Origin of the sequence: Photobacterium aquimaris (genome assembly GCF_002954455.1) — a bacterium.
Classification (GTDB): domain Bacteria; phylum Pseudomonadota; class Gammaproteobacteria; order Enterobacterales; family Vibrionaceae; genus Photobacterium; species Photobacterium aquimaris.
Genome location: NZ_MSCC01000005.1, coordinates 110940 through 137544, shown reverse-complemented (window position 1 = coordinate 137544; position 26605 = coordinate 110940). Strand labels below are relative to the sequence as shown.

Genomic DNA, 26605 nt, shown 5'->3' with positions numbered 1-26605 from the left:
ATTAAAGAACATTAGCGCAATACATCGTATTGACTGAGGCTGCGTATATTACTCCGCGCCAATTTAAAGTCAACAAGTTTTTTTGAATTTATTTTTCAAAACCCTTTAATGACCTGCCTTGCGTAAGATATATTTAATATTTCTTACCATTTGAATAAAATTCAAATCAAGACTGCGATTTTCACACCTTATATTGAAAGTAAAACCTCAATTAAAGCTTGTGATTTTTATAAACCGCTTACAGACAAGTTATACACAGGTTGTAATCAAGTTACTAACCGCACGTATTCCGTGTCGTTGGGGTGCATTATAGATAGAATCGGAAGGATGACAATTGTTTATTTGTTTTTTTGGTGCGAATGCTAGTCATATAAACCAAAAGCCACAAAAGAGTCAATTTTCATACAGAAAGACTCTTAGTTGATAGTCTTTATTTGAATAATGGTGCTGACTATTTAATCAACCTATCACTTTTGGTTAATTTATGATGATTATGAAACAACAAAAGCAGGGTTCAGCAACGTTTCACGATCATAACGAAGCGGTAAACCATCGAGATCATTCACTGTCGCACCAGCACTTTCAGCAATACATTGACCTGCAGCAGTATCCCACATCATTGTTGGTCCTAAGCGAGGATAATATTGAGCTCGTCCTTCAGCTACTAAACAAAACTTTAATGATGAGCCTACCGCCACTAATTTATGCTCACCTAGTTGTCGAAGATAAGCCTCTAACTCAACCGAAGGATGTGAACGACTACCAACAACTGTCGGGATAGTAGACGGTAAAAGACGAATGACCTCTTTGCCAGCTTTAGTAACAACCCAAGCTGTTTTTCCATCACCCAACCACGCTTTATTTAATGCTGGAGCATAGACAACAGCTAAAATAGGTTTTCCATTCTCAATCAGCGCAATGTTAACAGTGAACTCGCCATTCTTATTGATAAACTCTTTGGTACCATCAAGTGGGTCCACCAGCCAAAAAGATGACCAATGTTGACGCTGCTGCCAATCTGTCTGTGGTGATTCCTCTGATATGATAGGAATGTCGGGAGTCAATTGCTGTAATTGACTAATAATAATTTCATTTGCTGCAAGATCAGCAATGGTGACGGGACTATTATCGTGTTTATTTTCAATAGCTATATTACTGTGATAATGCGTCATTATCGATTTACCTGCATCCAATGCAATGGCATATATAGCATCAAGTAATGTGGTCACTTACGGTACTCCTATTACCGATAGTCAAGCAATTATACTTCGACTACGTAAAGCATTAATACATTGCTCAACCAATTCATTAATATTATGACTATCAGCGGCTAAATGAATTTCAGGTTTTAAAGGCGATTGGTACTCTGCATCAATTCCTGTAAATTGTTTTATTTCACCTGCTCGTGCTTTTTTATACAGTCCTTTCGGGTCACGTTTTTCGCATTCGGCTAAAGGTGTATCAACAAACACCTCGATAAACTCTCCCTGTGGCAGTAAATCTCGTACTATTTGTCTTTCTTCACGATGAGGAGAAATAAACGCACTCAGTACGATCAATCCTGAATCGGCCATTAATGTGGCAACCTCACCGATACGACGAATATTTTCACGTCGATCTTGAGCTGAGAAACCAAGATCTTTACACAATCCGTGCCGAACATTATCACCATCTAATAAATAAGTATGGTAACCCAATGTTAGTAACCTATGCTCTAGCGCGCCAGCAATTGTCGATTTTCCGGCACCACTCAATCCTGTAAACCATAATACACAAGGTTGCTGTTGCTTTTGCTGTCCTCGTTGTTGCTTGGTCACACTATAGCTATGCCAGACAATATTATTGTTATCATCATGAGACTTTGGTGTGGTATTCATAACATATTCCATTGTTAATTTAGTTAAAAGGAAAGACTAATGGGATCAAGATCAACACTACTGTGGAATACACAATCGAGAGCGGTAACCCCAATTTCAGATAATCTCTAATTTGATAATTACCAACGCTATACACCAGTAGATTGGTTTGATAACCATAAGGAGAAATAAAACTCGCACTAGCACCAAACAATACAGCCATAATAAACGGCATTGGATCTACGCCATACCCAAGCGCTAAGCTATAACTAATAGGAAAAGCCAAGGCGGCAGCTGCATTATTAGTGATCAATTCTGTCAGAACTAATGTTAGTAAATAAACCGCAATTAACCCGCCATATATTCCCCAGCCATTGAAGGCGGTGATCAAAGCTTGTCCCATATGATGTGATAAGCCACTGGTGATCATTAATTGCGCTAGTGTTAATGCAGATCCAACAATCACCACAATATCAATCGGAAATCGGCGTCGAAGCTCTGTAAAAGAAATAAGTCCTAATCCAACGAGTAACACCAAATAAATAGCTAATCCTTTTATTAAGGGTAACCAATCAATTAATGCCAATACGATAACACTTAAAAATCCAACTAATACGGTGGCACTACGACGTTTATCTAAACGTGTACTTGAATCAAGACCATTAACCAATACAAATTCACGTTCAAGCATAGCGCGCTTTTGATTAAACAGTTTTCCCGGCACAATAACTAACGTATCGCCTGCGCGTAATTCAATGTTTCCTAACCCACCCGCTAATCGTTCATGACCACGACGAATTGCGACCACGACGGCATCAAAGTTTTCTCGAAATTGGGCATTTTTTAAAGTACGGCCACAAATAGCAGCAGAATGACTAACCACTACCTCCATCATCGACTGGCCATTTAAGTGATGTTGCCCAAAGAGATGCAAACCGTCGATTTCTTGTAAGGTGGTAACACTTTCAATATCACCACAAAACAATAACCGATCACCTGCTTGTAAGTGTGTGTTAGGACAAACAGGTGCAATGGTTTTACCATCACGAATTAATTCAGCTAAAAATAACCGTCGTAATGCTCTCAATCCATTTTCTGCGACCGTTTTTCCAATCAATGGAGAATCACTTTTGACGCGCGCTTCTAAAAAATAAGGTAATTGCTCTTCGCTATGATCGTCGTTATCAGGTAATAAATAACTCAAGGGTATTAAAATCATTAAACCGATCACTAATACTGCTAAGCCAATCATGGACGGTGCAAAAAAGCCCAGACTCGGTAAGCCAACATCTTCCACAAAACTATTAATAATAAGGTTGGTCGATGTTCCAATAAGGGTCAGTGTCCCTCCTAAAATAGCAGCATAAGATAAAGGCAGTAATAATTTAGAAGGAGCATGACGCTGATTACGTTTTATCGCTCCAATTAACGACACCACTACTGCAGTGTTATTAGTAAATGAAGATAATAACGCGGTTGATATTCCAAGCTTTGCGACAACCGAGCTATGACCACCTTGTGAAATTTGTCGCCCGACCCAACTTATCAAGCGGGTTTTTTCAAGTGCTATCGATACTAAAATCAATAACACTAAAGTTAATAACGACGGGTTGGTAAAATTTGCGGCAATGGCTGGTAATTCAATCAAATTTGTTTGAAAACCAATAAATGCACTGCCAGCAAATAAATACGCGGGTTTAATCTTCGTAGTGAGCAAGCAGAGAATAATCACTACTAGCATTGCCAGCACAGTAGCTTGTTCCCAGCTCATTCACGTTACTCCAGTAATTGACCAATATCTTTGGCATCCCAATGTGGGAAATGCTTACGAACGAGCGCGTTAAATTCAACTTCAAACGCTGAATAACGACTGCTTTGCTGATCGGCGAGTGCTTCACGAACTAAACCAGCACCAACAGTGACATTGGTTAAACGATCGATAATGATAAATCCGCCTGTGTCTTTGCAGGTCTGATAACTATCTACAGCTATCGCATCATGAAGATTGACTTCACACAGACCAATGCCGTTAAGTGGTAGCGTCTCGGTAGCAAAAGTATCAAGGCTATTAATATCAACTTGATGACGTATAGCACTCACACTGCCTAAGGTTTTTTTACCTGCGACTTTAATATCATACTGACGCCCAGTCACGAGTGCGGTCTCCCCCATCCACACGATATCAGCCAGTACATTATTACTTAATGGCACTTCGTCTTCGGCTGCAATCAAAGTATCACCACGGCTGATATCAATTTCATCCGCTAAGGTAACGGTAATTGCTTGCCCTTGAGCTGCGGTCTCCAAATCACCATCAAAAGTAACAATACGCTCAACTGTGGATGTTTTTCCTGAAGGTAATGCGGTTACACGCTGTCCTACATGAATTTCACCGGCAGCTAATGTGCCAGCAAACCCTCGAAAATCAAGATTAGGACGATTTACATATTGAATAGGAAAACGTAATGCTGACGAGTCATCACCAGATAATAAATCTACCTGTTCTAATAGGGTCAATAACGGCTTACCTTGATACCACGCCATCTTGGCACTTTGACTGACAACGTTATCGCCTTCTAATGCTGATAATGGCAACACTTGAATATTGATCTTAGGATTAAGCTTTTTTGAGAATTGAAGGTATTGCTGCTGAATTTCTTCAAAACGCGTTTGGTCGAAATCAACTAAATCCATTTTATTTACCGCCACAATAAACTGGCGAATACCTAATAGGCTAGCAATGTAAGAATGACGACGCGTTTGATCTAACACGCCTTTACGTGCATCAATCAAAATAACCGCAACATCACACGTCGATGCGCCTGTTGCCATATTACGGGTGTATTGCTCATGCCCTGGAGTATCGGCAATAATGAACTTACGTGCTTTAGTTGAGAAATAACGATAAGCAACATCAATGGTGATCCCTTGCTCACGCTCTGCTTGTAAACCATCGACTAATAAGGCTAAGTCCGGTTTATCACCTGTGGTACCGACTTTTTGACTGTCGGTATGGATAGCCGCCAGTTGATCTTCATAAATCTGATGTGAGTCATGTAACAGACGACCAATGAGAGTACTTTTGCCGTCATCAACGGAGCCACAGGTTAAAAACCGTAGCAGCGATTTATTATGGTGTTGATCAAGGTAAGCTTCGATACCCAGTTCTGCCACCTGTTGTTCTATGACACTGTTCATTATTCTCTCCTTAGAAATAACCCTGGCGCTTTTTCAATTCCATTGAGCCCGATTGATCATGATCGATAGCGCGTCCTTGGCGTTCACTTGAAGTAGCCACCAGCATTTCTTCGATGATCCCCGGTAAAGTATCAGCAGTTGATTCCACCGCTCCCGTTAATGGGTAACATCCTAAGGTTCTAAACCGGACACTTTTTTGCTCAATAGTTTCGCCTGGTTGTAACTCTAAACGTTCATCATCTACCATAATTAGCATGCCATCACGATCTACAACTGGCCGTACTTGGGATAGGTACAGTGGCACAATTTCAATTTGCTCAAGGAAGATATATTGCCAAATATCGAGCTCAGTCCAATTGGATAACGGGAACACGCGAATACTTTCGCCTTTATTAATCTGACCGTTATAGGTTTTCCATAATTCAGGGCGCTGATTTTTAGGATCCCAACTGTGGTTTTTATCACGGAAAGAATACACACGCTCTTTGGCTCGCGACTTTTCTTCATCACGGCGAGCGCCACCAAATGCGGCATCAAAACCATATTTATCGAGTGCTTGTTTTAGGCCTTGAGTTTTCATGATATCGGTATGCTTTGACGAACCATGAGTAAATGGCCCCACTCCCATCGCGATTCCCTCTGGATTTTGATGGACTAATAAATCAAAACCGTATTTCTTGGCGGTACGATCACGAAACTCAATCATTTCACGAAACTTCCAAGTGGTATCAACATGCAATAGCGGAAATGGAATTTTTCCGGGATAAAAAGCCTTACGGGCTAAATGCAACATCACTGATGAATCTTTACCAATCGAATACATCATTACAGGGTTATCAAACTCAGCGGCGACTTCACGCAAAATATGAATACTTTCTGCTTCGAGTTGCTTGAGGTGGGTTAAACGTTTCGGGTCCATCTCTCTCTCCATGCTATGCCAGCTTCACTACCGCTTCAGGTTGCGGTGATAACTGTTCCTTTGTTGTGAACCAAGCTAATTTATGTGACAACTTGACGACTTCACCGACCACAATTAACGATGGCGAAGCAGCATGCTGTGCTAAATCGGCAAGTTGATCTAATTGTCCGGTTAATACTTTTTGGGTGGTTTGTGTACCGCGCTCAATAATGGCGATAGGCGTTTCAGCGGCGCGGCCATGTTGTAATAACTGCTGTTGAATGTGGCTCGATTTCATTAACCCCATATAAATCACTAAAGTTTGATTACCACGCGCTAAAGTTGACCAATCAAGCTGCTTACCATCGGGCTTTAAATGACCGGTTATAAACATCGCTGTTTGCGCGTAATCACGGTGGGTTAATGGAATACCAGCATAAGCGGTTGCGCCAGCAGCTGCGGTAATACCCGGTACTACTTGAAAATCAATACCAGCTTCTGCTAGCACTTCTAATTCTTCAGCGCCACGTCCAAACACAAATGGGTCACCACCTTTCAGCCTTACTACTCGCTTACCTTGTTGTGCATATTCAACAATTAATCGGTTAGTTTGTTGTTGCGGCACACTGTGAAAACCGGCTTTTTTTCCGACACAGACGAGCTCTGCATCACGGCGTACTAATGCCATCACTTCATCAGAGACAAGGTAGTCATACAGCACCACATCTGCTTGCTGCATTAATTGCAAGCCACGTAAGGTTAATAATCCTGCATCACCAGGGCCGGCACCAATTAAAGCGACTTGACCGACAGGTGATGTATGCTGATGTAATTGTTGTTGTAATGCTTGCTGCGCTTCTGTATCGCGACCAACGGCAACCAGATCAGCAAAGCGACCATTAAATGCTTGCTCCCAGAAGGCGCGACGACTCGAAAATGAAGGAAGTTTGGCTGCAAGATAGCCTCGAAAGCCACCAGCCAACGTCGCCATCTTGCCTAAATGCTGAGGCAGTATTGCTTCTAATTTTTGACGCAATAACCGCGCTAAAACAGGGGCTTTACCTGATGATGAAATAGCTACAATGATAGGAGAACGATCGACAATAGAAGGTACAATAAAACTGCAACGCTGCGTATCATCCACCACATTAACTAACACTTGACGTTGATTGGCTGATTGATACACCAACGCATTAAGTGCTTTATGTGGTGTTGCTGCAATGGCCAAAAAAATACCGTCGAGATCGTTTGGTGAAAATTCTTCGCCAATATAACGCACTTGGCCAGCAGCAATAGCAGCTTCAAAATCCGCATTAAGCTTTGACGCAATCACGCCGACATCAGCTCCAGCTTTTAATAACATCCTTGTTTTGCGCCATGCGCTATTGCCACCACCGACAACCAGACATGGTCGACGTTTTAAGTCTGCAAATATTGGCAAATAATCCATTGTTCACTCTCCATTGTTGCTCTGTTACCACTATAGAGAGGCTTCGATATTACTTGAAATTCTAAAGTTTCATTTTTTATACCCAAAAGTTTGGTTGGGACATTGATCCTTAATTTTTTTGCACCAAATAGAATGATCAACCATGAATAAATACAAACTAAATATAAATAGCTAACAACAAGCCTAATGAAGCATATTCAAATATCACTTCGAACCTAAGTTATGCTTTTTCTTTCTTAATCTAATTAACGCTTTTTACTTTTAAGCGTGTAATTGCTATTTGCTGATGGCTTAATAACGGCTATGCATATAAAAAATGAGAGTTAAAGCACAATTATGTGATTGATGCCGATAGTATTCGCATAAGATTTGCTATTTTAGGCGCGCTTTCCTTGCCTATCCTTTTTGGAGATTCACATGACACTAGCTGTTAAACCTTTATCTATCGCGGTATTGGGCGGACTACTGCTGCTTGCCGGCCCTGCAAATGCAGAAACCATTAAATTACGTATTCTTGAAACAACAGATATTCATACTAATGTGATGGATTATGATTATTACAAGGATAAGCCTACCGATAAGACTGGGTTAGTACGTACTGCGACTTTGGTTGAGAAAGCACGCGCAGAAGTAACAAACAGTGTGTTAGTGGATAACGGTGATTTGTTGCAAGGTAGTCCTATGGGTGATTACATGGCGGCAAAAGGCATAAAAAAAGGCGAAGTTCATCCGGTTTATAAAGTCATGAACCAGCTTGGCTATGCTGTTGGTAATATTGGTAACCACGAATTTAACTATGGTTTAGATTTCCTTGATACCAGTATTGAAGGTGCTAACTTCCCTTACATCAATGCTAATGTATATGATCTAAAAACGGGTAAAAACTTATTCACACCTTATCTTATTAAGGATTACACCTTTAAAGATAACGATGGCAACAACCAAAAACTAAAAATTGGTTATATCGGTTTTGTACCACCGCAAATTATGGTTTGGGATAAAAACAATCTTGAAGGCAAAGTAGAAGCCAAAGACATTAAACAAACCGCTGAAAAGTTTATTCCACAAATGAAAGCGGAAGGTGCCGATATTATTATCGCCATTCCACATTCAGGCGTATCAGCTGACCCATATAAAGTGGGCGCAGAAAACTCAGTCTACTTCCTGACTCAAGTTGAAGGGATTGATGCAATCGCATTTGGTCACTCACATGCGGTATTCCCAAGTAAAGATTTTGCCAGCCTACCTGGTGCTGATATTGAAAAAGGCACTATCAATGGTATTCCTGCAGTAATGCCTGGCCGCTGGGGCGATCACGTCGGTATTATGGATTTAGTATTAGACAAAGACGGTAATAGCTGGAAAGTAACCTCAGCCCAAACAGAAGCTCGTCCGATCTTTGATAAAGCCAACCAACAACCATTAGTAAAAGCTGATCCTAAATTAGTTGCAGCGGTAAAAATTGATCATAACGCTACTCGTGATTTTGTGAATCAGCCAATTGGTAAAGCCAGTGATGTGATGTACAGCTATTTGGCTTTGGTTCAAGATGATCCAACAGTGCAAATTGTTAACTTAGCCCAAAAAGATTATGTCGAACGCTTTATTCAAGGCGATCCTGATCTTGATGGTCTACCAGTATTATCTGCCGCCGCACCTTTTAAAGCAGGTGGTCGTGGTAATGACGCAGGTAACTACACTGAAGTAGAAGCTGGACAACTGACGTTCCGTAATGCAGCTGACTTATACTTATACCCAAATACACTGGTTGCAATGAAAGTGACGGGTAAAGAAGTTCAAGAGTGGCTTGAATGTTCAGCAGCACAATTTAACCAAATTGATGTTAATAGTGATAAACCACAAGGTTTAATTAACTGGGATGGTTTCCGTACTTATAACTTTGATGTCATTGATGGCGTTAAATACAACATTGATATTTCACAACCAGCTAAATACGATGGCGAATGTAAGCTAATTAATCCAACCGCGAACCGAATTAAAGATTTAAGCTTTAATGGTAAACCGATTGATCTAAAGCAAACGTTCTTAATCGCAACCAATAACTATCGCGCTTACAGCGGCAAGTTTGCTGGTACAGGTGAAGCATTTATTGCCTTTGCATCACCAGATGAGAATCGCACTGTATTGTCAGATTACATCAGTCGAGTGAGCAAACAAAAAGGTCAAGTAGTACCAAGTGCTGATAACAACTGGCACTTCACGCCGCTGACAAGTGATAAGCAGTTAAAGATTCAATTTGAAACAGCTAACAGTGATAAAGCGGCAACGTTTATTAAAGATAAAGGCCAATACCCGATGCACCAAGTAAGCACCACTCCGGGTGGATTTGCAATTTACCAATTGGATCTTCAGTCTAAAAAATAGTCTCCGCCTTAAGTAACATCTATATACCGCAACCTTGGTTGCGGTATTTTTTTGATACACTACTGCTACTGCCTCTTTAAATGTTAGATTACCTATGCCATCTAAAAACCACGTTGAATTAACCACTTTTTTAACCCAACTTGGTGCTGATACAGCAACCATTAACGATGTGGTTGCCGTTGCTGAACAACTAGAACTACCCACTCGACATATTCTATTACACCAAGGACAAACACCAACCCATTGCTACTTTCTGTTAAATGGTCTTTGTCATGCGTGTTACCTTACGGATCAAGGTAAACAATTCAGTAAAGAGTTCTACTGGGATCAAGATGTAATTATTGGCTTTGAAAGTTTAATCACTAACGCACCTTCGGCATTTTTATTAGAAACATTATCTGCCAGTCAATTAATCATGTTGCCAATCAGCTTATTTCAACAATGGCGTCAGCAACAACATCCACTTTATCAAGCATTATTAGAACGCCAATTACTGCATAAAGAACACAAAGAACGCTTTATGTTAATGCACACGCCTGAGCAGCGATTGCAATTGTTTTGCGACCATTTTCCAGAGCTAGTCGGCCGTATTACCGATTACCAATTAGCGTCTTACTTAGGGATTACTTCTATCAGCCTCAGCCGTATCAAAAAACGGATTGCAAGTGACGATATTATTGAGAAAAGTTAACCATTGTTAATTTCATAACGAATAAATACCGATACACTCGCAGAATACTTAACAAGGACTTCAATCATGACAACTTGGCAATGTTTACCTTTTGAACAGCTGACCACCCACCAGCTTTATGACCTTTTAAAACTGCGTTCCGACATATTTTGTGTTGAACAAAACTGTGTGTACCCCGATCTTGATGATCATGATCGTGCCGACAATGTTTATCACTTACTCGGTTATGCTAACAATGAGTTAGTCGCATACTTACGTCTATTAGCACCAGGTGTAACCTATGACAATGTCAGCATTGGCCGAGTAGTCGTGACACAAAACCAACGTAAATCAGGGCTAGGCCATCAATTACTGCGTCAAGGGTTAGCACATGCAGAGGCAATTTGGCCGCAGCAGTTAATTGAAATTGGCGCTCAACAATACTTAGTTGATTTCTATCAATCACACGGCTTTACTCAGACCTCTGAAATGTACCTTGAAGACGGTATCCCTCACGTTGATATGCAATTATTGCAAGAGCTGGTGTAATGCGGTGGTCTGCCGTTTCAATAGGTATTGCGATTTTAATTTGCGGCAATTTATCGTCATCATTATCTGATGTGACTGTAAAACTATTAAATGGCAGCGTATCAGTATTTCAATATATGTTTATTCGCCAATTATTAAGTGTGATGCTGATTACACCGTTATGGTTACGATTACCCTCAGCCCAACGTGATATTGGCCATTGGAAAATTAATGCTATTCGTGCGCATCTGGTATTAGCTGGTAGCGGCATGTTACTCATTGCCATAACTTATTTACCATTAGCAACCGCCAACGCCCTGTTTTATGCTGCGCCGTTATTGATGCTGCCACTCTCAATGATCATTTTAGGTGAACGCCCAAATAAACAAAAAGTACTGGCAACTGCAATCGGCTTTATAGGCATAGTGATCGTATTACGGCCTGAGCAATTTCATTGGGCGGCATTTGCTGCTTTAGGTACGGCGTCTACCTTAGCGCTGTATAATGTTTTAGTGCGAAAACTGCCACCACAGCAGCCGATTATCAGTACTCTATTTTGGACGGGAATTTTATCATTACCAGTATCGAGTCTATTAGCATATCAATATTGGCAACCATTACAGAGTGAGCAATGGCTATTGATTGCGGCAAGCGCGATATTCACATTAGGCTATCAAGGAAGCTGTGTTGCAGCATATCGTCAAAGTGAGACCTATAAAATTGGCCTTGCTGAATATTCAGGGCTGATATTCGTGACAGTTTTTGGTTATCTATGGTTTAACGAAACACCTGACTGGCTTACTGGCTTAGGGATTTTTCTGATTATTATGCCAATGGCGCCGTGGCCAAAACGTCGTTATCGTAACAATACCTTTATCCATGGTAGCGATTAAAAACAAATCAGCCGCCGAGCTGACTTATTAGTAAGACAGATTCATTAGCGGCTGGTTGGTTTAGATCCAATCACAATCAAATTTATTGACGATAGAAGTGTCCACTCGCATTTCTTGCATACGACGCAGAAATACCATTGCCTTGAATTTGTAAGCCCTCAATTTCACCTTGGCTATTTTGACGGTAACGTAATATTTGTCCAGCTTGAATACGGCTAATTGGCTTACCCGCACCTTCAATATTCGCCATTGCATAAAGATCACCTAACGGTAAATTCTTATCACGGAAAATATTGGCTAGCGTTTCTCCAGCAGGTACTTTCAAACTGTACCACTTACCAGCAATACCCGCAGGTTGATTCGCTGCCACTGATGTTGGTTGGGCTTGAGGTTGAGCAGCTTTTGATACCACGACTGGTTTATGAGTCGTAGGATCAATGGTATAGACCTTACCGCCATTAATTGGGTAAATTTTTGATGCTATAGGTTTACGCTCAGGCGCAGGGCCGCGATCTTCCATTCCTCCCGTAGCTTTCATTCCTGCATCTTCTTTAATATCAGCGCTATCTAATACCACATCGGTACGCTTAACCACACTTTGCTTACCACTGCTATCAGGATTATTTTCTGCCTGAATATTTGGACCAGAGCTGACTTGATTGGCAACATCACTATTGCCTAGGTTTAGTAAGATATCACGTCGCATCGGCACATTACCCGCCCCTCCTTCTAATTCTTGTTCTGACGGCAACATTAGCACGCCAATAAATATCGGAATTAAAATGATCAACGCCCAACGATGAAAACGTGGAAAACGCTGCCATACCTGACCAATGCCAGCTATACGCTCACCGCACTTTGCCTTCATCACACCAATGTTTAATGTTACTGGCGGTTGACGGCGGCCATTTTTTTTATTTGAACGGCGATTTACCTTTCCCATATACAGCACTCCGAAGCTTCATATGTCACGCAATTAGCGAATATTAGTTACAAACATTTACCCAATGGGGGCGAAACTGTTATCCTGCTTACTTTAATTCATTCTACATTAAGAGATGACAATAATGTCTGACGTTAAACTAGATACAGTTGAGACTAAAGCAAGCTACGGTATTGGTCTACAAATGGGCCAACAACTAGCACAAAGTGGTCTTGAAGGCCTAAACGTAGCAGCAATTGCTAAAGGTATTGCAGCTTCTCTTGCTGGCGAGATGCCAGAAATCGAAGTTGACGAAATCAACAATGCACTACGTGAACTTCACACAGCAGCAGACGCTGCACGTCAAGAGCAAGCTAAACTAGCAGCTGCTGACGGTGAAGCATTCTTAGCTGAAAATGCACAGCGTCCAGAAGTTACAGTTACTGATTCAGGTCTTCAATACGAAGTTCTAGTTGAAGGTAACGGTGAAATTCCAACTTCTGACAAGCAAGTTCGTGTGCACTACCACGGTATGCTAACAGATGGCACTGTTTTTGACAGCTCTGTATCTCGTGGTCAACCTGCAGAATTCCCTGTAACTGGCGTTATCGCTGGTTGGGTTGAAGCTCTTCAAATGATGCCAGTAGGTTCTAAGTGGAAACTATCTATTCCACAAAACCTTGCTTACGGTGAGCGCGGCGCAGGCGCTGCAATCCCTCCGTATGCTGCACTAGTATTTGAAGTTGAGCTACTAGATATTCTTTAATATCGTAAGCTGAACATATAAATAAACGGCGCTTTAAGCGTCGTTTTTTATAGTTGCAATAAACGTTAATCAATAAAAAAAGCATTACAATTTGATAAATCTTCACTAGGATTGACATACCCAAGTCAATTTCTAATTTTAAAGACTTCGGTATTTATCTTTACTAAGGAGTCTCCCAATGAAAAAATGTCGTATCGTAACGACTCTCGCTGCAGTTGCATTATTATCATCAAGCACCATGAGCTACGCTTTTAGTTTGTCTGATATTTTCGGTGGCGAAAGTGCAGATCAAGTGGTCAGCCAAGTGGCACAAAACCCACTCACAAAAACTCTTATTTCTGAGCTTGGTGTCAAACCTGAACAAGCAGCAGGTGGCGCAGGCGCTTTATTAGGTTTAGCAGCGAGCCAACTTTCAGGCCCACAAGGCAGTGAACTTTCAAAATTAATCCCTGGCGCAGAAAAGCTAACAGACTCACTACCAATGGGACTAGGTCAATTATTAAGTAACCAAGCTAACATTGATAAAGTGTTCTCACTGCTAGGAATGGATCCAAGTATGATCAATAAATTCATTCCTGTTATCACTCAATTCTTAGGCCAACAAGGTGCAAGTAATGCCCTTTTAGGTGCATTAGATAAGGTATGGGCACCGGCAGCGGCTGCAAAATAAGCTGATTCAACAGCAATAACCAACAAGGCAGCGTCTAAACGCTGCCTTGTTTTTTATTAAATCTCGATATTTATCGTGTCATCAAATACCAGAACCATGCGATTCGGTATCATTATCTTCATGTAATCCACATTCACGCTTAAGACCAAAAAAGCGAGTTTCTTGCTCAGTCATACCCGGCTGCCATTTAACGGTGGTATGGGTATCCCCGACCGATAAATAGTCTTGCTGTTTTAATGGATGATAAGGTAACCCGTGTTGTTGTAAGTAAGTATCGATATCTTCATTACTCCAATCTATCACGGGTAAAAACTTAAACCGCCCATTTTGAATCGCTAATATTGGTAATGTCGCTCGAGAATCTGCTTGCTCACGGCGTAAACCAGAAAACCACGTGCTCACATTCAGTTCATTTAATGCTCGTCGCATCGGCTCGACTTTATTAAGCTGGTTATATTGTTTAATTCCATCGACACCTTGTAGCCACAATTGACCATAACGTGCTTCTTGCCATGCGGCACTTTGTTTGGCGCTGTAGACATGAAGATTAAGGTTTAATTGTTTGGTTAAACTATCAATAAACTGATAGGTTTCAGGAAATAAATACCCGGTATCGGTTAACACTACTGCAATATTCGCTTTCGCTTGCGTGACTAGATGTAGCATCACTGCCGATTGGATTCCAAAACTAGAAGCTAACGCAAACTCACCCTCAAGGTTCTCTAATGCCCATTGCACCCGTTGTTGCGCTGTCAGTGTCTCCAGCATGGCATTAATCTCAGCCAACTGAATAATTTGACTCACTTTTGGCAGTTCAAGCAACTCAGCCAGTTGAAATTTAGGCATAGAAATCCCTCATCGATATTTTTACTTCATCAATAATGCCAGCACGAATGGTAAAATCACCAAAGCCTTCATTCTGTTGACGCTCTGTTGCCCAGCGCCCAACTAAACTATCCATTTCATCCATAATTTGAGCCACGGTAATATTCTCACGGTACATTTTTGGTACACGAGTACCGTTACGGTTACCACCTAAATGAAGGTTATAACGTCCTGGAGCTTTACCTACGAGGCCGATTTCGGCCAACATCGCGCGGCCACAACCATTTGGACACCCCGTAACACGTAGAATAATATTTTCATCTTTATTCAAGCCATGTTTTGCTAAAATTTCTTCAACGTCAGTCACGAATTCAGGTAGAAAACGCTCAGCTTCCGCCATCGCCAGTGGACAGGTTGGCAGCGAAACACAAGCCATCGAGCTTTTACGTTGTTCACTGACACTGTCATCCATCAAACCATGATCACGGGCTATCTGCTCGATCTTGGCTTTATCTTTTGCCAATACACCCGCTACAATTAAGTTTTGATTAGCCGTCATGCGAAAATCACCGCGATGAACCTTAGCAATTTCAGCCACACCTGTTTTTAGTGGCTTATTTGGATAATCCAATAAACGTCCATTTTCAATAAACAGCGCTAGGTGATGCTTACCGTCGATACCTTCAACCCAACCAATACGATCACCACGATCGGTAAACTCATAATGTCGACTGTCCTCAAACTTAATACCAGCGCGCTTTTCTACTTCTGCTTTAAATACATCACTACCGACGCGATCTAAGGTGTATTTGGTCTTGGCATTTTTACGGTTGGAACGATTACCCCAATCACGTTGAGTGGTGACTACCGCAGCTGCAATATCTAATGTTTTCTCTAATGGAATAAAACCAAAATCATCAGCACGACGAGGATAAGTCGAGTGATCACCGTGAGTCATTGCCAGCCCACCACCGACTAAAACATTAAAACCAACTAACTGACCATTGTCTGCAATCGCAATAAAGTTAAGATCATTAGCATGAACATCAACATCATTTTGCGGCGGAATAACTACTGTGGTTTTAAACTTACGCGGCAAATAATTACTGCCTAAAATTGGTTCTTCATCAGTTGTTTCTAGTTTTTCTCCGTCTAACCAAATTTCCGCATAAGCACGGGTTTTAGGTAACAGGTGTTCACTGATCTTTTTCGCCCACTCATACGCTTGTTGGTGAAGCTCGGATTCTACTGGGTTAGTGGTACACAGTACGTTACGGTTAACATCTCCGGCTGTTGCAATCGAATCAATGCCAATTTTATTTAGCGTTTGGTGCATCAGCTTAATATTAGGTTTTAGTACCCCATGAAACTGAAACGTTTGACGAGTTGTTAAACGGATACTGCCATAAGAGGTGTGCTCATCGGCAAACTTATCAATCGCAAGCCACTGCTTTGGAGTGATCACTCCTCCCGGCATGCGCGCACGTAACATCACATTTTGTAGCGGCTCTAATTTTTGCTTGGCACGCTCAGCACGAATATCACGATCATCTTGCTGATACATGCCATGAAAACGAATTAACTGAAAGTTATCAGCGGTAAAACCACCGGTAATGCGATCATCAAGATCTTGCTCAATGGTGCCACGAAGAAAATTACTTTGGCGCTTTAAACGTTCGTTATCTGATAATTTTTGCTCTGTCATTAGTACACATCCCTTTGATAGCGCTTAGTTTTACGCAGCTCATTGAGATACTGCTCAGCTTGCTCGCGCGTTTTATTCCCTTGTTGCTCAATCACAGTTAACAATGCTTGATGAACATCTTTTGCCATGTGAGTTGCATCACCACACACATAAACATGTGCGCCTTGTTGTAACCACTGCCATACCTGTGCTGCTTGCTCTAAAATACGTTGCTGAACATACACCTTCTCAGCTTGATCACGACTAAAGGCCACATCCATTTGAGTCACAACCCCAGATTTTAAATATTTTTGCCACTCAACTTGATAGAGAAAATCTTCAGTAAAGGTTCTATCACCAAAAAATAACCAATTCTTACCACTTGCTTCACGGTTTTCACGCTCTTGAACAAAGGCACGGAACGGTGCAATACCGGTTCCCGGACCAATCATTATTACAGGCGTATAATCATCGACAGGCAATTTAAAGTTATTGTTGGCTTCAACAAACACTTTCACTGCACCACCTTGTTCTAAGCGCTGGGCTAAAAAGCTTGATGCGCCACCTTGTCGCGGCTCATCCGCTTTTTCAAATTCAACCACACCAACGGTTAAATGCACTTCTTCACCCACTTCTTGTTGGCTTGAGGCAATAGAATATAAACGTGGCGTTAAGCGGCGTAATAAACCGATTAATTGCTCTGCAGTTAAGGCAGTTTTCTTCTCAGCGAGTACATCAATGATTTGAGTTTTGGCAGCATACTCGCGCAACTTTTCACGATCAGCCACCAGCTTTTGTAACTTTTTACTACCTGAAAGCTCGGCATATTTAGTTACAAACTGTGGATTTGATGCGGTAATTTCATATTTAGTAATTAGTGCATCACGAAGGCTTAAAGTGCCGCCATCTATATCGACTGAAGTATCTGCTTCTAAGCCAAGTTTGGCTAAAATGGTATCTGCCAATTGTGGATCATTTTCAAACCACACTCCTAACGCATCACCGGGTTGGTAAGTTAATCCTGACTCTTCTAAGTCAATCTCAATATGACGTACATCTTTGTCTGAGCCACGGCCAGTGATTTTTTGACTAACCGATAAACTGGCACTAAATGGGTGGTGTTTATTATAAACCGTAGTAGCTGCTTGATGCTGGCCTACAGGTAGTTGCACCACTTCAGCTTCAGCGGTTGATAACGTTTGCTGGGTTTTTTCCAATACCTGCAACTGCCATTCAGCTGCCGCAGCATCATAATCAACATCACAATCTAATCGCTCTAGCATTGGCTGAGCACCTAATTTCGCTAGATATTGATCAAAATCTTTTGCCGTTTGGCAGAAAAACTCATAACTCGAATCCCCTAAACCAATAACGGCATAATGTAAGTCTGGTAATTTAGGGGCTTTCTTTGATTGTAAAAATTCATGTAACTCAATTGCATCATCAGGGGCCTCACCTTCTCCATGTGTTGAGGCAACAATGATGACATGGGTTTCTTTAGTGAGATTTTTACCTTTAAAATCACCGGCAGAAACCAGCTTAACAGCGATATCTTGTGCTTGAGCTTGTTGTTGTAACGCTTCAGCAACCCCTTTGGCATTGCCTGTTTGTGAGGCATAAATAATGGTTAATTGGCCGGCAGGCTTAGCTACTGCAAGTACATTTGACGCAGGAGCAGCTGCTGTTGCGGGCGATTGAGATTGGCTCAAGCCCCAAAAATAACCACTGATCCAAGCCAGCTGTTGTGGTGATGATTCTGCAGCAGCTAACTTAAGTTGATCTATCTGTTGATCATTAAGTGGGCTAGCTAAAGCTGATAGTTGATTGATTGACATAGCACGACGATCCCTATTCATTGCGTTATGTTAGAGTAGCTATTTAAACTAATAACAAGAAAGAATAGATAAGAATGTTTTATAACCATTTGTAAGGTTAATCGCACAAAAAACCAAACAGTGATAACACTATTTGGTTTTTAAATCAGGGGGAATAGATAGGATTTAATATTCGTCAGCGATTCTAACCTGTTTAAAACCAACATTAAACGCCTGTTGCGTGGCACTATCAACATCACCATAGCATTGCTCACTACCTGTGATATCTGTTAACGGTACTAAACCACCACCACGGTGACGAAATTCAACAATATAACCGCTATTAATCGATGGCTCGACCAGTGCTTCAACAAGATCTTGGCGAGCATATAGGTGTTTCAATTCAGTTAATGTCATCACTTACTCCCCCTAATACCGATATTATCTAATCAGTTTACTTACCTTTAAAGGTGGTACATAAAACCAATTAGCGCCAATAAAAAAACCACGATAAAATCGTGGTTTTATAACTGGATCACAGAATATTGTTTAACAGTTAATTAAAAATCAACTTCTACGCCAGCAAACCATCCATTAAGCTCAACATCACTTGAATTGGATTTCTTAAAGTCATAATCCATCATACGGTAGCCTGCACGAAGATTAAGATCAGCAGCAACCAAACCTAAGGTGTATTTCACACCTGCTTGACCATCAAACAAACGCGTACCGTCATATTTACCTGCATTAGCTTGGGCAAATACTGCAAGTGGTGTTGCGGGAATACCTAACTCGGCAGCAGCATAAACTGTTGGCTGCCAATCACTAAAGCTGTTCTGATGCTGAATTTTAACACCAGCAAACTTAGTCATTGTTACACCCAAATCAAGTGCGACTAAGTCATTATCAAGAATTTCATAGTAAGCGGTAAAATCACTTTGCTCAAAATTCACATTACCAGTATCAATATCGTTATAACGCACCATTACATTTGGCACTAACGGAATAAAGTGCTCAAAAGATGCGTAATAAGATGTTGAGGTATCATCACTTTTATGACCATTTACTTTTGCATTTGTAAACCATGCATCCGCACCCACTTTAACACCTAATAAGGTATCAGCTTGGGCTGGAAGGGCTGCAGCTAGCGTCATTGCTGCTGCAATTGAAAGCACCACTTTTTTCATGTCGAGTCTCCGCTCTTTATCATTTTATGTAATTAATCGCACAAAATTATATCAGAAGCCGTATAAAAACTCTGCAATCAATCGCAGTTAATAGCGACGATGACGTGACGCCTGCTGTTTATCAGCGTTACGCTCACGGAAAAACCAAATCCCTAATGCAATAACAATGATCCATGGTAGCAGTTTAAATACCAAGCCTAACATTCCGACAACTGCCATAACGGCAAACCCCGCAGCAACAGCTATCAATAACCCAATCAGACTGACACCGGTAAATACCAACACCAAGGTAAAAGCGACTAAAAACAGAAACTCAAACATAGATTATCCTTTTCTTTTACTGTGTCATTCACATACAACCACAGTGCTGAATTTATTATTACTTACAATAGTGCACAATTCACGCCAACTCTAAATTAATTATTTTACTTATTTTTCATAGGTATAAAAAAACGCCAATATATCAAATATTGGCGTTTACCATTTATTAGTCAATTTCACCTTACACTCGTAAAATTCACCACATCAATCTATATCGCTACACATCCAATTCAGCGGGAATTTTTGCTAACGCTTGTTGCACCACTTCAATACCAGCCCCTGGCTTATGGGCATTCTCACTGATATAACGACGCCATTGGCGAGCACCAGGCATACTTTGAAATAAACCCAACATGTGGCGGGTAATATGGCCTAAATATGAACCATTCGCTAGTTGGCGCTCGATATAAGGATACATCGCCTCAACTACTTCGCGACGTTTCATTACAGGGCGGTCGCTACCAAATAAACGCTGATCAACCTCTGCCATTAAGTATGGGCTTTGGTATGCTTCACGACCGACCATCACACCATCAAGATGCTGTAGGTGCTGTTCCATTTCTTCAAAAGTTTTAATGCCACCATTGATTGCCATCGTCAGCTGTGGAAAATCTTGCTTTAATTGATAAACACGTGGGTAATCCAGTTCAGGAATTTCACGGTTTTCTTTTGGACTTAAGCCTTTTAACCAAGCTTTACGGGCGTGAATAGTAAAGTTATCACAACCGCCTTTCTCTGATACCGTTTGAATAAAATGGGTTAAAAACTCATACGAATCTTGATCATCAATACCAATACGGGTTTTTACGGTAACAGGAATATCAACGACTTCACGCATCGCAGCCACACATTGTGCCACAAGATCTGCTTCACCCATCAAGCAAGCACCAAACATACCATTTTGGACGCGATCAGATGGACAACCAACGTTTAAGTTAATTTCATTATAACCACGCTCAGCAGCTAACTTAGCACAACGCGCAAGATCGACTGGATTTGAGCCACCCAGTTGTAACGCTAATGGATGCTCTTCTTCGTTATACGCTAAGAAATCACCTTTACCATGAATGATCGCACCTGTTGTTACCATTTCAGTGTACAACAATGCTTCTTTGCTCATTAAGCGATGAAAGTAACGGCAATGACGGTCAGTCCAATCCAGCATGGGAGCGACGGAAAAACGAGCGGTAGGATACATACTACAATATTCCTTACATATTAAGTGGTTATGGCAAATACCACTTACGGGTATTGCAATATACTCATCCTATTTAGGCTTTTTTTAGCAATTAGAAACGGATGAGGGACAATTTAGGAAACACGAACTGTCCTAAAATATCGTTTGAGGCGCGGATTCTACCTTAAAATAGCTACTGCCACCATTGTTACCCTAAACCAAAAAAGCGCTCGAAACTCACGGATAGAGTTTCGAACGCAAAAATTTATTTTACTTTAGTAACTAAAATTTATAATCAACAGACCATACAACTTGTTCAGTTGCTTTTAGACGTGTATTGGCTTGGTTATAGTTTTGATCTAAATAACGGTAGGTTAAATCGCTTGAGATAGTATTCGTCAATTGGATATTTGCACCTACTTGCCCCCCCCAAACAAAATCAGTCGCACTTTGTGCACCAGCATTAGAGTATGAGATTCGATCATGTGAAACTCCCATTGACGGGCCCGCAAAAAGGTTAATTGTAGAAGTGACAGGCATCAAATAGTCATAAGAAGCTAAGAAGAGATTTTGAGTATGTTTTACTTTAGCATCCTCAATCGAGTAACGATCTTTTTTATAACCATATGTCGCACTCAAACGATGGTGGTCATTAATGATAACACCGGCACGTAATTGATAACTGGCATCCTCACTATGTTTTTTTGCATCGCCTTTAAAAGTATCTGTCTGGTAACCTATACCGCCGCCAATAAAGCTATCTATATTACTTTGCGCCATCACATTTGATGATAATGCACTCGAAAATAATACCACTGCTAATAAACTTTTTTTCATTAGTTAATCCCTTTTGTTTACGGTAACACCGCTTATAAATAAATATCTTACAACGTGTTTTGAGCGTTGAATTTATTTGTCATTCATAAACTAAAATAGGTTAACTGTACCGCAACTTAATGAATTATAAGACTATTAGTTATCTTGCCCGAGCCTGAATGACAGTACCTAAATAACATTAATACCTTCAATAAAATGTAACCACATGTGTAGCAACTCGATAATAATGAATGGATTATCAAACAGTGTGAGCGCTAAGCTTTATAAAATAATACAGAGGGTGGTATAGGATTTTTAATAACAAAAAAGACCTTGAACAATAGTTTGTTCAAGGCCTTATCGGAATTCTTGTTAACGTCAGAGCAATGCTTTGGCTAACAACAAAAACGTTACTTAGTCATGTTACCGCTTTTGTACATTGAAGAGAATACAGGCGTGTAAAGAGCAACGATTTTATTAATGATACCAGTCATTTTTCTACCTTAAAGATTAAGCTGTTTATGTATAACCATCGCCTAATTTCTAAATATTTAAGGCATCGGTCACGTTTCGATGGGCGTCATTATAGGTATTTTGCATTGGTTGAGAAATGAAAAAAATACTACTTAGTCATTAGTTTTTATAATCCGATAATAAAGACTATTTGTATGATGTTCATAGCCCTCATCAAGTAAACATTAACGCTGAATTAAATGCGATATACGACCACGAATAGTATCAAGCGATAACCCCGCCTCATGCTGTTGTTTACAGATTAATTCTAGATTAATAAATTCATCATAACGACCGCCACGGCACAATAAACTATGTGGTGCAATACGCTCGCTATGCCACTCAAACAACAGGTCAGAATAGTGTGAAGCAGGGTAAAGATTTGGCGTAACAATATAAGGTACTCCCATATTATTAAGAAGTTGTTGCAGTTGTTGAAATCGCTCGACAGCAGTCTCTGCCAAAAACTGATTCAACTTAGATGCTTAGGTAATAACTGGCTTAAGTTCTATTGGATAATCAACTAACAGTTTTTCAGGTGTCGTGGATAACCATGCTTGGCGTTGACTATCCAATAGAATACTAAATGGTTGAAAGTAAGCTGTTAGCGCATTTCGAAAACACGAGAACTCACTCAGACTGCCAATGAAGTTGATCCGCAATTCTACTTCTTTCTCAAGCGCGAGTACTTTAAAGAATTCGTATTGTAACTGTAATTGCTCCTCCACAATGGCATCATTACTCCATCCAAACGCTTCTATAGCTACTTGGTAATGCATTGCTGGTTGCCTATAATATTCGTCATCAATTGCCTAAACTACAAGTTCTAACAGATCTCAGTCATAGCAAAATAAAGCATCAACACAATCGAGCATTAAAGGCTGGTTCCAAGCTGATCATCACTCTCAATGACAATGATGAGGTTGGACTATGGTATCCAAAAACTAATCAATCTCTGACAGTTAACATTAACAATGTCATGGTTGCTATTAGTGAGCACCTTCAGCAATTAAAATAATCCTCTTAATCAGTGTGCGGTTACCTTAGGATGACGGTACACTTTCACTACCGCTATCCAGCGCCCGCGACATAGCCATTGTAAGTATCTTTATAAGCCACTATGACGATCATCATTGATGATAACGTGATCATTAACACGTAACCTCTTTCATCATCGCTATTGAATACTAAGTGTGAGTATGTTTTCAAATAGCTGTGATAAAATAACAACATAATGACGTTTTTTTGAGGCTCTATGACGGTTCAAACTCAACTGCTAGCCAAAGCACAACTGCTCTGTGATCAACGCGGGGTAAGAATGACACCCCAGCGCTTAAAAGTACTGGCACTGATCATTAATCATCATAGTTCTATTAGCGCTTATGAGTTACTTGATTTACTTAAAGCATCAGAACCCCAAGCTAAGCCACCAACGGTTTATCGCGCGTTAGATTTTCTATTAGCACAAGGGTTTGTGCATAAAGTCGAGTCAACCAATAGCTATATTGCTTGTTGTGTACTCGGTCATGCAGAGCATTGCTCACAATTATTAATTTGTGATAAATGTGGATTTGTTGAAGAAACCCACGATGATGAACTAGCAAAGCTGTTACGTATAAAATCAGAGCAATATGGTTTTACGAGCAAGCATCACGTAATTGAAAGCCATGGTATTTGTCATAAATGCCAGCAAGCAAACCACGACTAATCCAATGTTAGTGCTATCAAAAATACTGATAGCACTATTTCGCCACTCACAAACTATCGTAATGATATTCAACACAGATTAATTAACGTTAGCTCAAACATAAAAGCATAATAAAAAACTACTCATTGTTATAAATTCGATCTAGACTGAGCCAGTCATAAGCACCTAGTTACCTATCAGCTGTGACTACTACTATTAGTCTATAAAGGAAAGACGTACATGAGTAAACTGACTGGAACCGTAAAGTGGTTCAACGATGATAAAGGCTTTGGTTTTATTTCTGCAGCCGATGGTAAAGATGTGTTTGTTCACTTCAGTGCTATTCAGGCACAAGGACGTAAAACATTGCGTGAAGGCCAAAGTGTTGAGTTTATCGTAACTGATGGTCAGAAAGGCCCCCAAGCTAGCGATGTTGTTACGCTATAACTGACAAACAGCAAAAAATAAAAAACGCCGCTATCATTATGATTGCGGCGTTTTATTTTATCGGCTAACTCTTTAACCAATAATAGGCATTATGCACGCCATTGTTTAAATGCATTGATCAAACCATTGGTTGAGCTATCGTGGCTCACAACACCTTCGTTGCTATTTAGCTCAGGTAAAATTTGATTTGCCAGCTGCTTACCAAGTTCTACACCCCACTGATCAAAACTAAAGATGTTCCAAATAACACCTTGAGTAAAGATTTTATGCTCATATAACGCAATCAGTGCGCCTAATGTATATGGTGTAATTTCTTTAAGTAGAATCGAGTTCGTTGGACGGTTACCTTCAAACACTTTAAATTCAGCTAACTCATCGATTTCTTGCTGTGATTTACCAGCAGCAACAAATTCAGCTTCTACAGTCTCGCGGCTCTTACCAAATGCCAATGCTTCAGTTTGGGCGAAGAAGTTAGCCATTAATTTAGGATGGTGATCACCTAATGGATTGTGGCTAATTGCCGGTGCAATAAAGTCACATGGAATTAACTTAGTACCTTGGTGAATAAGCTGATAGAACGCATGTTGACCATTTGTTCCTGGCTCACCCCAAATAATAGGACCCGTTTGGTAATCTACTGGCTTGCCGCCACGATCAACATACTTACCATTAGATTCCATGTTACCTTGCTGGAAGTAAGCAGGGAAACGGTGCATATATTGATCGTAAGGAAGGATCGCTTCTGTTTCAGCACCGTGGAAATTATTATACCAAATACCAATTAACGCCAAAATCACTGGTAATTTTTGCTCTAGTGGTGCTTGAACAAAGTGGTTATCCATTGCATGGCCACCTTCAAGTAACTTAACAAAGTTATCAAAGCCAACCGCTAAGCTAATTGAAAGACCAATCGCAGACCATAGTGAGTAGCGACCACCAACCCAGTCCCAGAACTCAAACATGTTATCAGTATCAATACCAAACTCAGCCACTGACTCAGCATTAGTAGAAAGCGCAGCAAAGTGCTTCGCCACGTGAGCTTTATCTTCAGCCATTGCTAAGAACCAATCACGTGCAGATAACGCATTGGTCATTGTTTCTTGAGTAGTAAATGTTTTTGATGCAATTAAGAATAATGTTGTTTCAGGGTTCAAGTCTTTTAACGTCTCAACAATATGGGTTGCATCAACATTTGAAACAAAATGCATGTTTAGACGGGTTTTGTATGCTGATAGTGCTTCAGAGACCATGTAAGGACCAAGATCTGAACCACCAATACCGATGTTAACGACATCCGTAATTTCTTTTCCAGTATAACCTTTCCACTCACCGCTAACGATGCGATTAGTGAAGTTTTCCATTTTAGCTAATACGGCATTAACCGCAGGCATAACATCTTCACCATCAACAATGATTGACGTGTTACTGCGATTACGTAGCGCAACATGAAGCACAGCACGATCTTCAGTTCGGTTAATTTTCACACCGTTGAACATATCTGCAATAGCGGCCTCTAATTCGGTCTCTTTCGCTAATGCAAACAACTTAGTCAAAGTTTCTTCCGTGATCAGGTTCTTTGAGTAATCCAATAAAATATCAGAACCAAACTGAGCAGAAAACTTGGCAAAACGCTCGCTATCATTAGCAAATAAATCACTTAATTCAAAATCTTGAGCTTGTTCAAAATGTTCAGTTAGAGCTTGCCATGCATTGGTTTGTGTTGGATTAATGTTCTTTAACATAATAATGTTCCCGATGTTGTTATGTTCATCCCTCGAATCATATCACCTTCGAAAGATCCTTGATCTATGCCTGTTACCTAACATGCTAGGTATCTAATAATAATGCTATCTGTTGCAACTAATTATGATTTTAAAATAACATTATCGTCATTGCGT

27 protein-coding genes are annotated in these 26605 nt (G+C 40.5%); 9 read left to right on the top strand and 18 right to left on the bottom strand.

The window, feature by feature from the left end; translation table 11 throughout:
* Positions 1–491 precede the first annotated feature (491 nt).
* Genes cysQ through cysG form a run of 6 tightly spaced genes read right to left on the bottom strand, consistent with a single transcriptional unit; the run spans position 492 to position 7402 of the window.
* On the bottom strand, positions 492–1229 hold the full coding sequence (gene cysQ / locus BTN98_RS19415) for a 3'(2'),5'-bisphosphate nucleotidase CysQ (RefSeq protein ID WP_060998726.1): 738 nt from the start codon (positions 1227–1229) through the stop codon (positions 492–494).
* Between the two features lie 24 nt (positions 1230–1253).
* Positions 1254–1877, bottom strand: coding sequence for an adenylyl-sulfate kinase (gene cysC / locus BTN98_RS19410; protein WP_060998725.1), 624 nt, complete (start codon positions 1875–1877; stop codon positions 1254–1256).
* Positions 1878–1896: 19 nt separating this feature from the next.
* Entirely contained in the window at positions 1897–3627 is a 1731-nt protein-coding gene (locus BTN98_RS19405) for an SLC13 family permease (protein ID WP_060998724.1), read from the bottom strand.
* A 5-nt stretch (positions 3628–3632) separates the two neighbouring features.
* Positions 3633–5054 (bottom strand): sulfate adenylyltransferase subunit CysN, encoded by a 1422-nt coding sequence (cysN, locus tag BTN98_RS19400; RefSeq protein ID WP_060998723.1) that lies wholly within the window; start codon positions 5052–5054, stop codon positions 3633–3635.
* A 10-nt stretch (positions 5055–5064) separates the two neighbouring features.
* Positions 5065–5973, bottom strand: coding sequence for a sulfate adenylyltransferase subunit CysD (gene cysD / locus BTN98_RS19395; RefSeq protein WP_060998722.1), 909 nt, complete (start codon positions 5971–5973; stop codon positions 5065–5067).
* A gap of 13 nt (positions 5974–5986) precedes the next feature.
* Positions 5987–7402, bottom strand: coding sequence for a siroheme synthase CysG (cysG, locus tag BTN98_RS19390; protein WP_060998721.1), 1416 nt, complete (start codon positions 7400–7402; stop codon positions 5987–5989).
* A 417-nt stretch (positions 7403–7819) separates the two neighbouring features.
* Between cysG and BTN98_RS19385 the strand changes: the two genes are divergently transcribed.
* The 4 genes from BTN98_RS19385 to BTN98_RS19370 all read left to right on the top strand — a co-directional run bounded on the left by BTN98_RS19385 (position 7820) and on the right by BTN98_RS19370 (position 11878).
* On the top strand, positions 7820–9787 hold the full coding sequence (locus BTN98_RS19385; RefSeq protein ID WP_060998720.1) for a bifunctional 2',3'-cyclic-nucleotide 2'-phosphodiesterase/3'-nucleotidase: 1968 nt from the start codon (positions 7820–7822) through the stop codon (positions 9785–9787).
* 94 nt (positions 9788–9881) lie between these two features.
* Positions 9882–10478 carry a Crp/Fnr family transcriptional regulator gene (locus BTN98_RS19380; RefSeq protein ID WP_087854600.1) on the top strand — a complete coding sequence of 199 codons (597 nt, stop codon included), beginning with the start codon at positions 9882–9884 and terminating at the stop codon, positions 10476–10478.
* A 66-nt stretch (positions 10479–10544) separates the two neighbouring features.
* Positions 10545–11006, top strand: a complete 462-nt coding sequence (locus tag BTN98_RS19375; RefSeq protein ID WP_060998719.1) for a GNAT family N-acetyltransferase — start codon at positions 10545–10547, stop codon at positions 11004–11006.
* A complete protein-coding gene (locus BTN98_RS19370; RefSeq protein ID WP_060998718.1) occupies positions 11006–11878 on the top strand; it encodes a DMT family transporter in 873 nt (290 codons plus the stop codon). The genes BTN98_RS19375 and BTN98_RS19370 overlap by 1 nt, the downstream gene beginning before the upstream one ends.
* Positions 11879–11960: 82 nt before the next feature.
* On the opposite strand, the gene BTN98_RS19365 is transcribed toward BTN98_RS19370, so the two are convergent.
* The gene (locus BTN98_RS19365; protein ID WP_082732175.1) at positions 11961–12821 is read right to left on the bottom strand and encodes a LysM-like peptidoglycan-binding domain-containing protein; all 861 of its coding nucleotides are present in this window, start codon (positions 12819–12821) and stop codon (positions 11961–11963) included.
* Between the two features lie 124 nt (positions 12822–12945).
* On the opposite strand from BTN98_RS19365, the gene BTN98_RS19360 reads away from it, so the two are divergent.
* Positions 12946–13566: a BamJ family beta-barrel-assembly machinery protein gene (locus BTN98_RS19360; protein WP_060998717.1), complete on the top strand. Its 621-nt coding sequence runs from the start codon at positions 12946–12948 to the stop codon at positions 13564–13566.
* Between the two features lie 178 nt (positions 13567–13744).
* Complete coding sequence (locus tag BTN98_RS19355; RefSeq protein WP_060998716.1) at positions 13745–14236, top strand: DUF2780 domain-containing protein; 492 nt, start codon at positions 13745–13747, stop codon at positions 14234–14236.
* A gap of 81 nt (positions 14237–14317) precedes the next feature.
* On the opposite strand, the gene BTN98_RS19350 is transcribed toward BTN98_RS19355, so the two are convergent.
* The 10 genes from BTN98_RS19350 to BTN98_RS19305 form a co-directional block, all read right to left on the bottom strand.
* Positions 14318–15082 carry a phosphoadenylyl-sulfate reductase gene (locus BTN98_RS19350; RefSeq protein WP_060998715.1) on the bottom strand — a complete coding sequence of 255 codons (765 nt, stop codon included), beginning with the start codon at positions 15080–15082 and terminating at the stop codon, positions 14318–14320.
* A complete protein-coding gene (cysI, locus tag BTN98_RS19345; RefSeq protein ID WP_060998714.1) occupies positions 15075–16766 on the bottom strand; it encodes an assimilatory sulfite reductase (NADPH) hemoprotein subunit in 1692 nt (563 codons plus the stop codon). Before cysI ends, BTN98_RS19350 begins: the two co-directional genes overlap by 8 nt.
* Entirely contained in the window at positions 16766–18580 is a 1815-nt protein-coding gene (locus BTN98_RS19340; protein ID WP_060998713.1) for an assimilatory sulfite reductase (NADPH) flavoprotein subunit, read from the bottom strand. Before BTN98_RS19340 ends, cysI begins: the two co-directional genes overlap by 1 nt.
* 165 nt (positions 18581–18745) lie before the next feature.
* Positions 18746–18976 carry an RNA-binding protein gene (locus BTN98_RS19335; protein ID WP_060998712.1) on the bottom strand — a complete coding sequence of 77 codons (231 nt, stop codon included), beginning with the start codon at positions 18974–18976 and terminating at the stop codon, positions 18746–18748.
* Positions 18977–19119: 143 nt separating this feature from the next.
* Positions 19120–19746, bottom strand: a complete 627-nt coding sequence (locus BTN98_RS19330) for a TIGR04219 family outer membrane beta-barrel protein (protein ID WP_060998711.1) — start codon at positions 19744–19746, stop codon at positions 19120–19122.
* A gap of 87 nt (positions 19747–19833) precedes the next feature.
* A complete protein-coding gene (gene pspG / locus BTN98_RS19325) occupies positions 19834–20067 on the bottom strand; it encodes an envelope stress response protein PspG (protein WP_060998710.1) in 234 nt (77 codons plus the stop codon).
* A gap of 217 nt (positions 20068–20284) precedes the next feature.
* A complete protein-coding gene (gene dusA / locus BTN98_RS19320; RefSeq protein ID WP_060998709.1) occupies positions 20285–21265 on the bottom strand; it encodes a tRNA dihydrouridine(20/20a) synthase DusA in 981 nt (326 codons plus the stop codon).
* 261 nt (positions 21266–21526) lie between these two features.
* Entirely contained in the window at positions 21527–22081 is a 555-nt protein-coding gene (locus tag BTN98_RS19315) for a porin family protein (protein WP_060998708.1), read from the bottom strand.
* A 677-nt stretch (positions 22082–22758) separates the two neighbouring features.
* On the bottom strand, positions 22759–23049 hold the full coding sequence (locus tag BTN98_RS19310; RefSeq protein WP_060998707.1) for a hypothetical protein: 291 nt from the start codon (positions 23047–23049) through the stop codon (positions 22759–22761).
* A 9-nt stretch (positions 23050–23058) separates the two neighbouring features.
* Positions 23059–23352, bottom strand: coding sequence for a hypothetical protein (locus BTN98_RS19305; RefSeq protein ID WP_060998706.1), 294 nt, complete (start codon positions 23350–23352; stop codon positions 23059–23061).
* On the opposite strand from BTN98_RS19305, the gene BTN98_RS19300 reads away from it, so the two are divergent.
* The 3 genes from BTN98_RS19300 to BTN98_RS19290 all read left to right on the top strand — a co-directional run bounded on the left by BTN98_RS19300 (position 23352) and on the right by BTN98_RS19290 (position 24707).
* Complete coding sequence (locus BTN98_RS19300) at positions 23352–23591, top strand: hypothetical protein (protein WP_060998705.1); 240 nt, start codon at positions 23352–23354, stop codon at positions 23589–23591. The genes BTN98_RS19305 and BTN98_RS19300 overlap by 1 nt on opposite strands.
* A 237-nt stretch (positions 23592–23828) precedes the next feature.
* Positions 23829–24281 (top strand): zinc uptake transcriptional repressor Zur, encoded by a 453-nt coding sequence (gene zur, locus BTN98_RS19295; protein ID WP_060998704.1) that lies wholly within the window; start codon positions 23829–23831, stop codon positions 24279–24281.
* 219 nt (positions 24282–24500) lie between these two features.
* A complete protein-coding gene (locus tag BTN98_RS19290) occupies positions 24501–24707 on the top strand; it encodes a cold-shock protein (protein WP_060998703.1) in 207 nt (68 codons plus the stop codon).
* 89 nt (positions 24708–24796) lie between these two features.
* Here the strand turns inward: BTN98_RS19290 and pgi are convergent, their stop codons facing one another.
* Positions 24797–26449, bottom strand: coding sequence for a glucose-6-phosphate isomerase (gene pgi, locus BTN98_RS19285; RefSeq protein WP_060998702.1), 1653 nt, complete (start codon positions 26447–26449; stop codon positions 24797–24799).
* Positions 26450–26605: the final 156 nt, after the last annotated feature.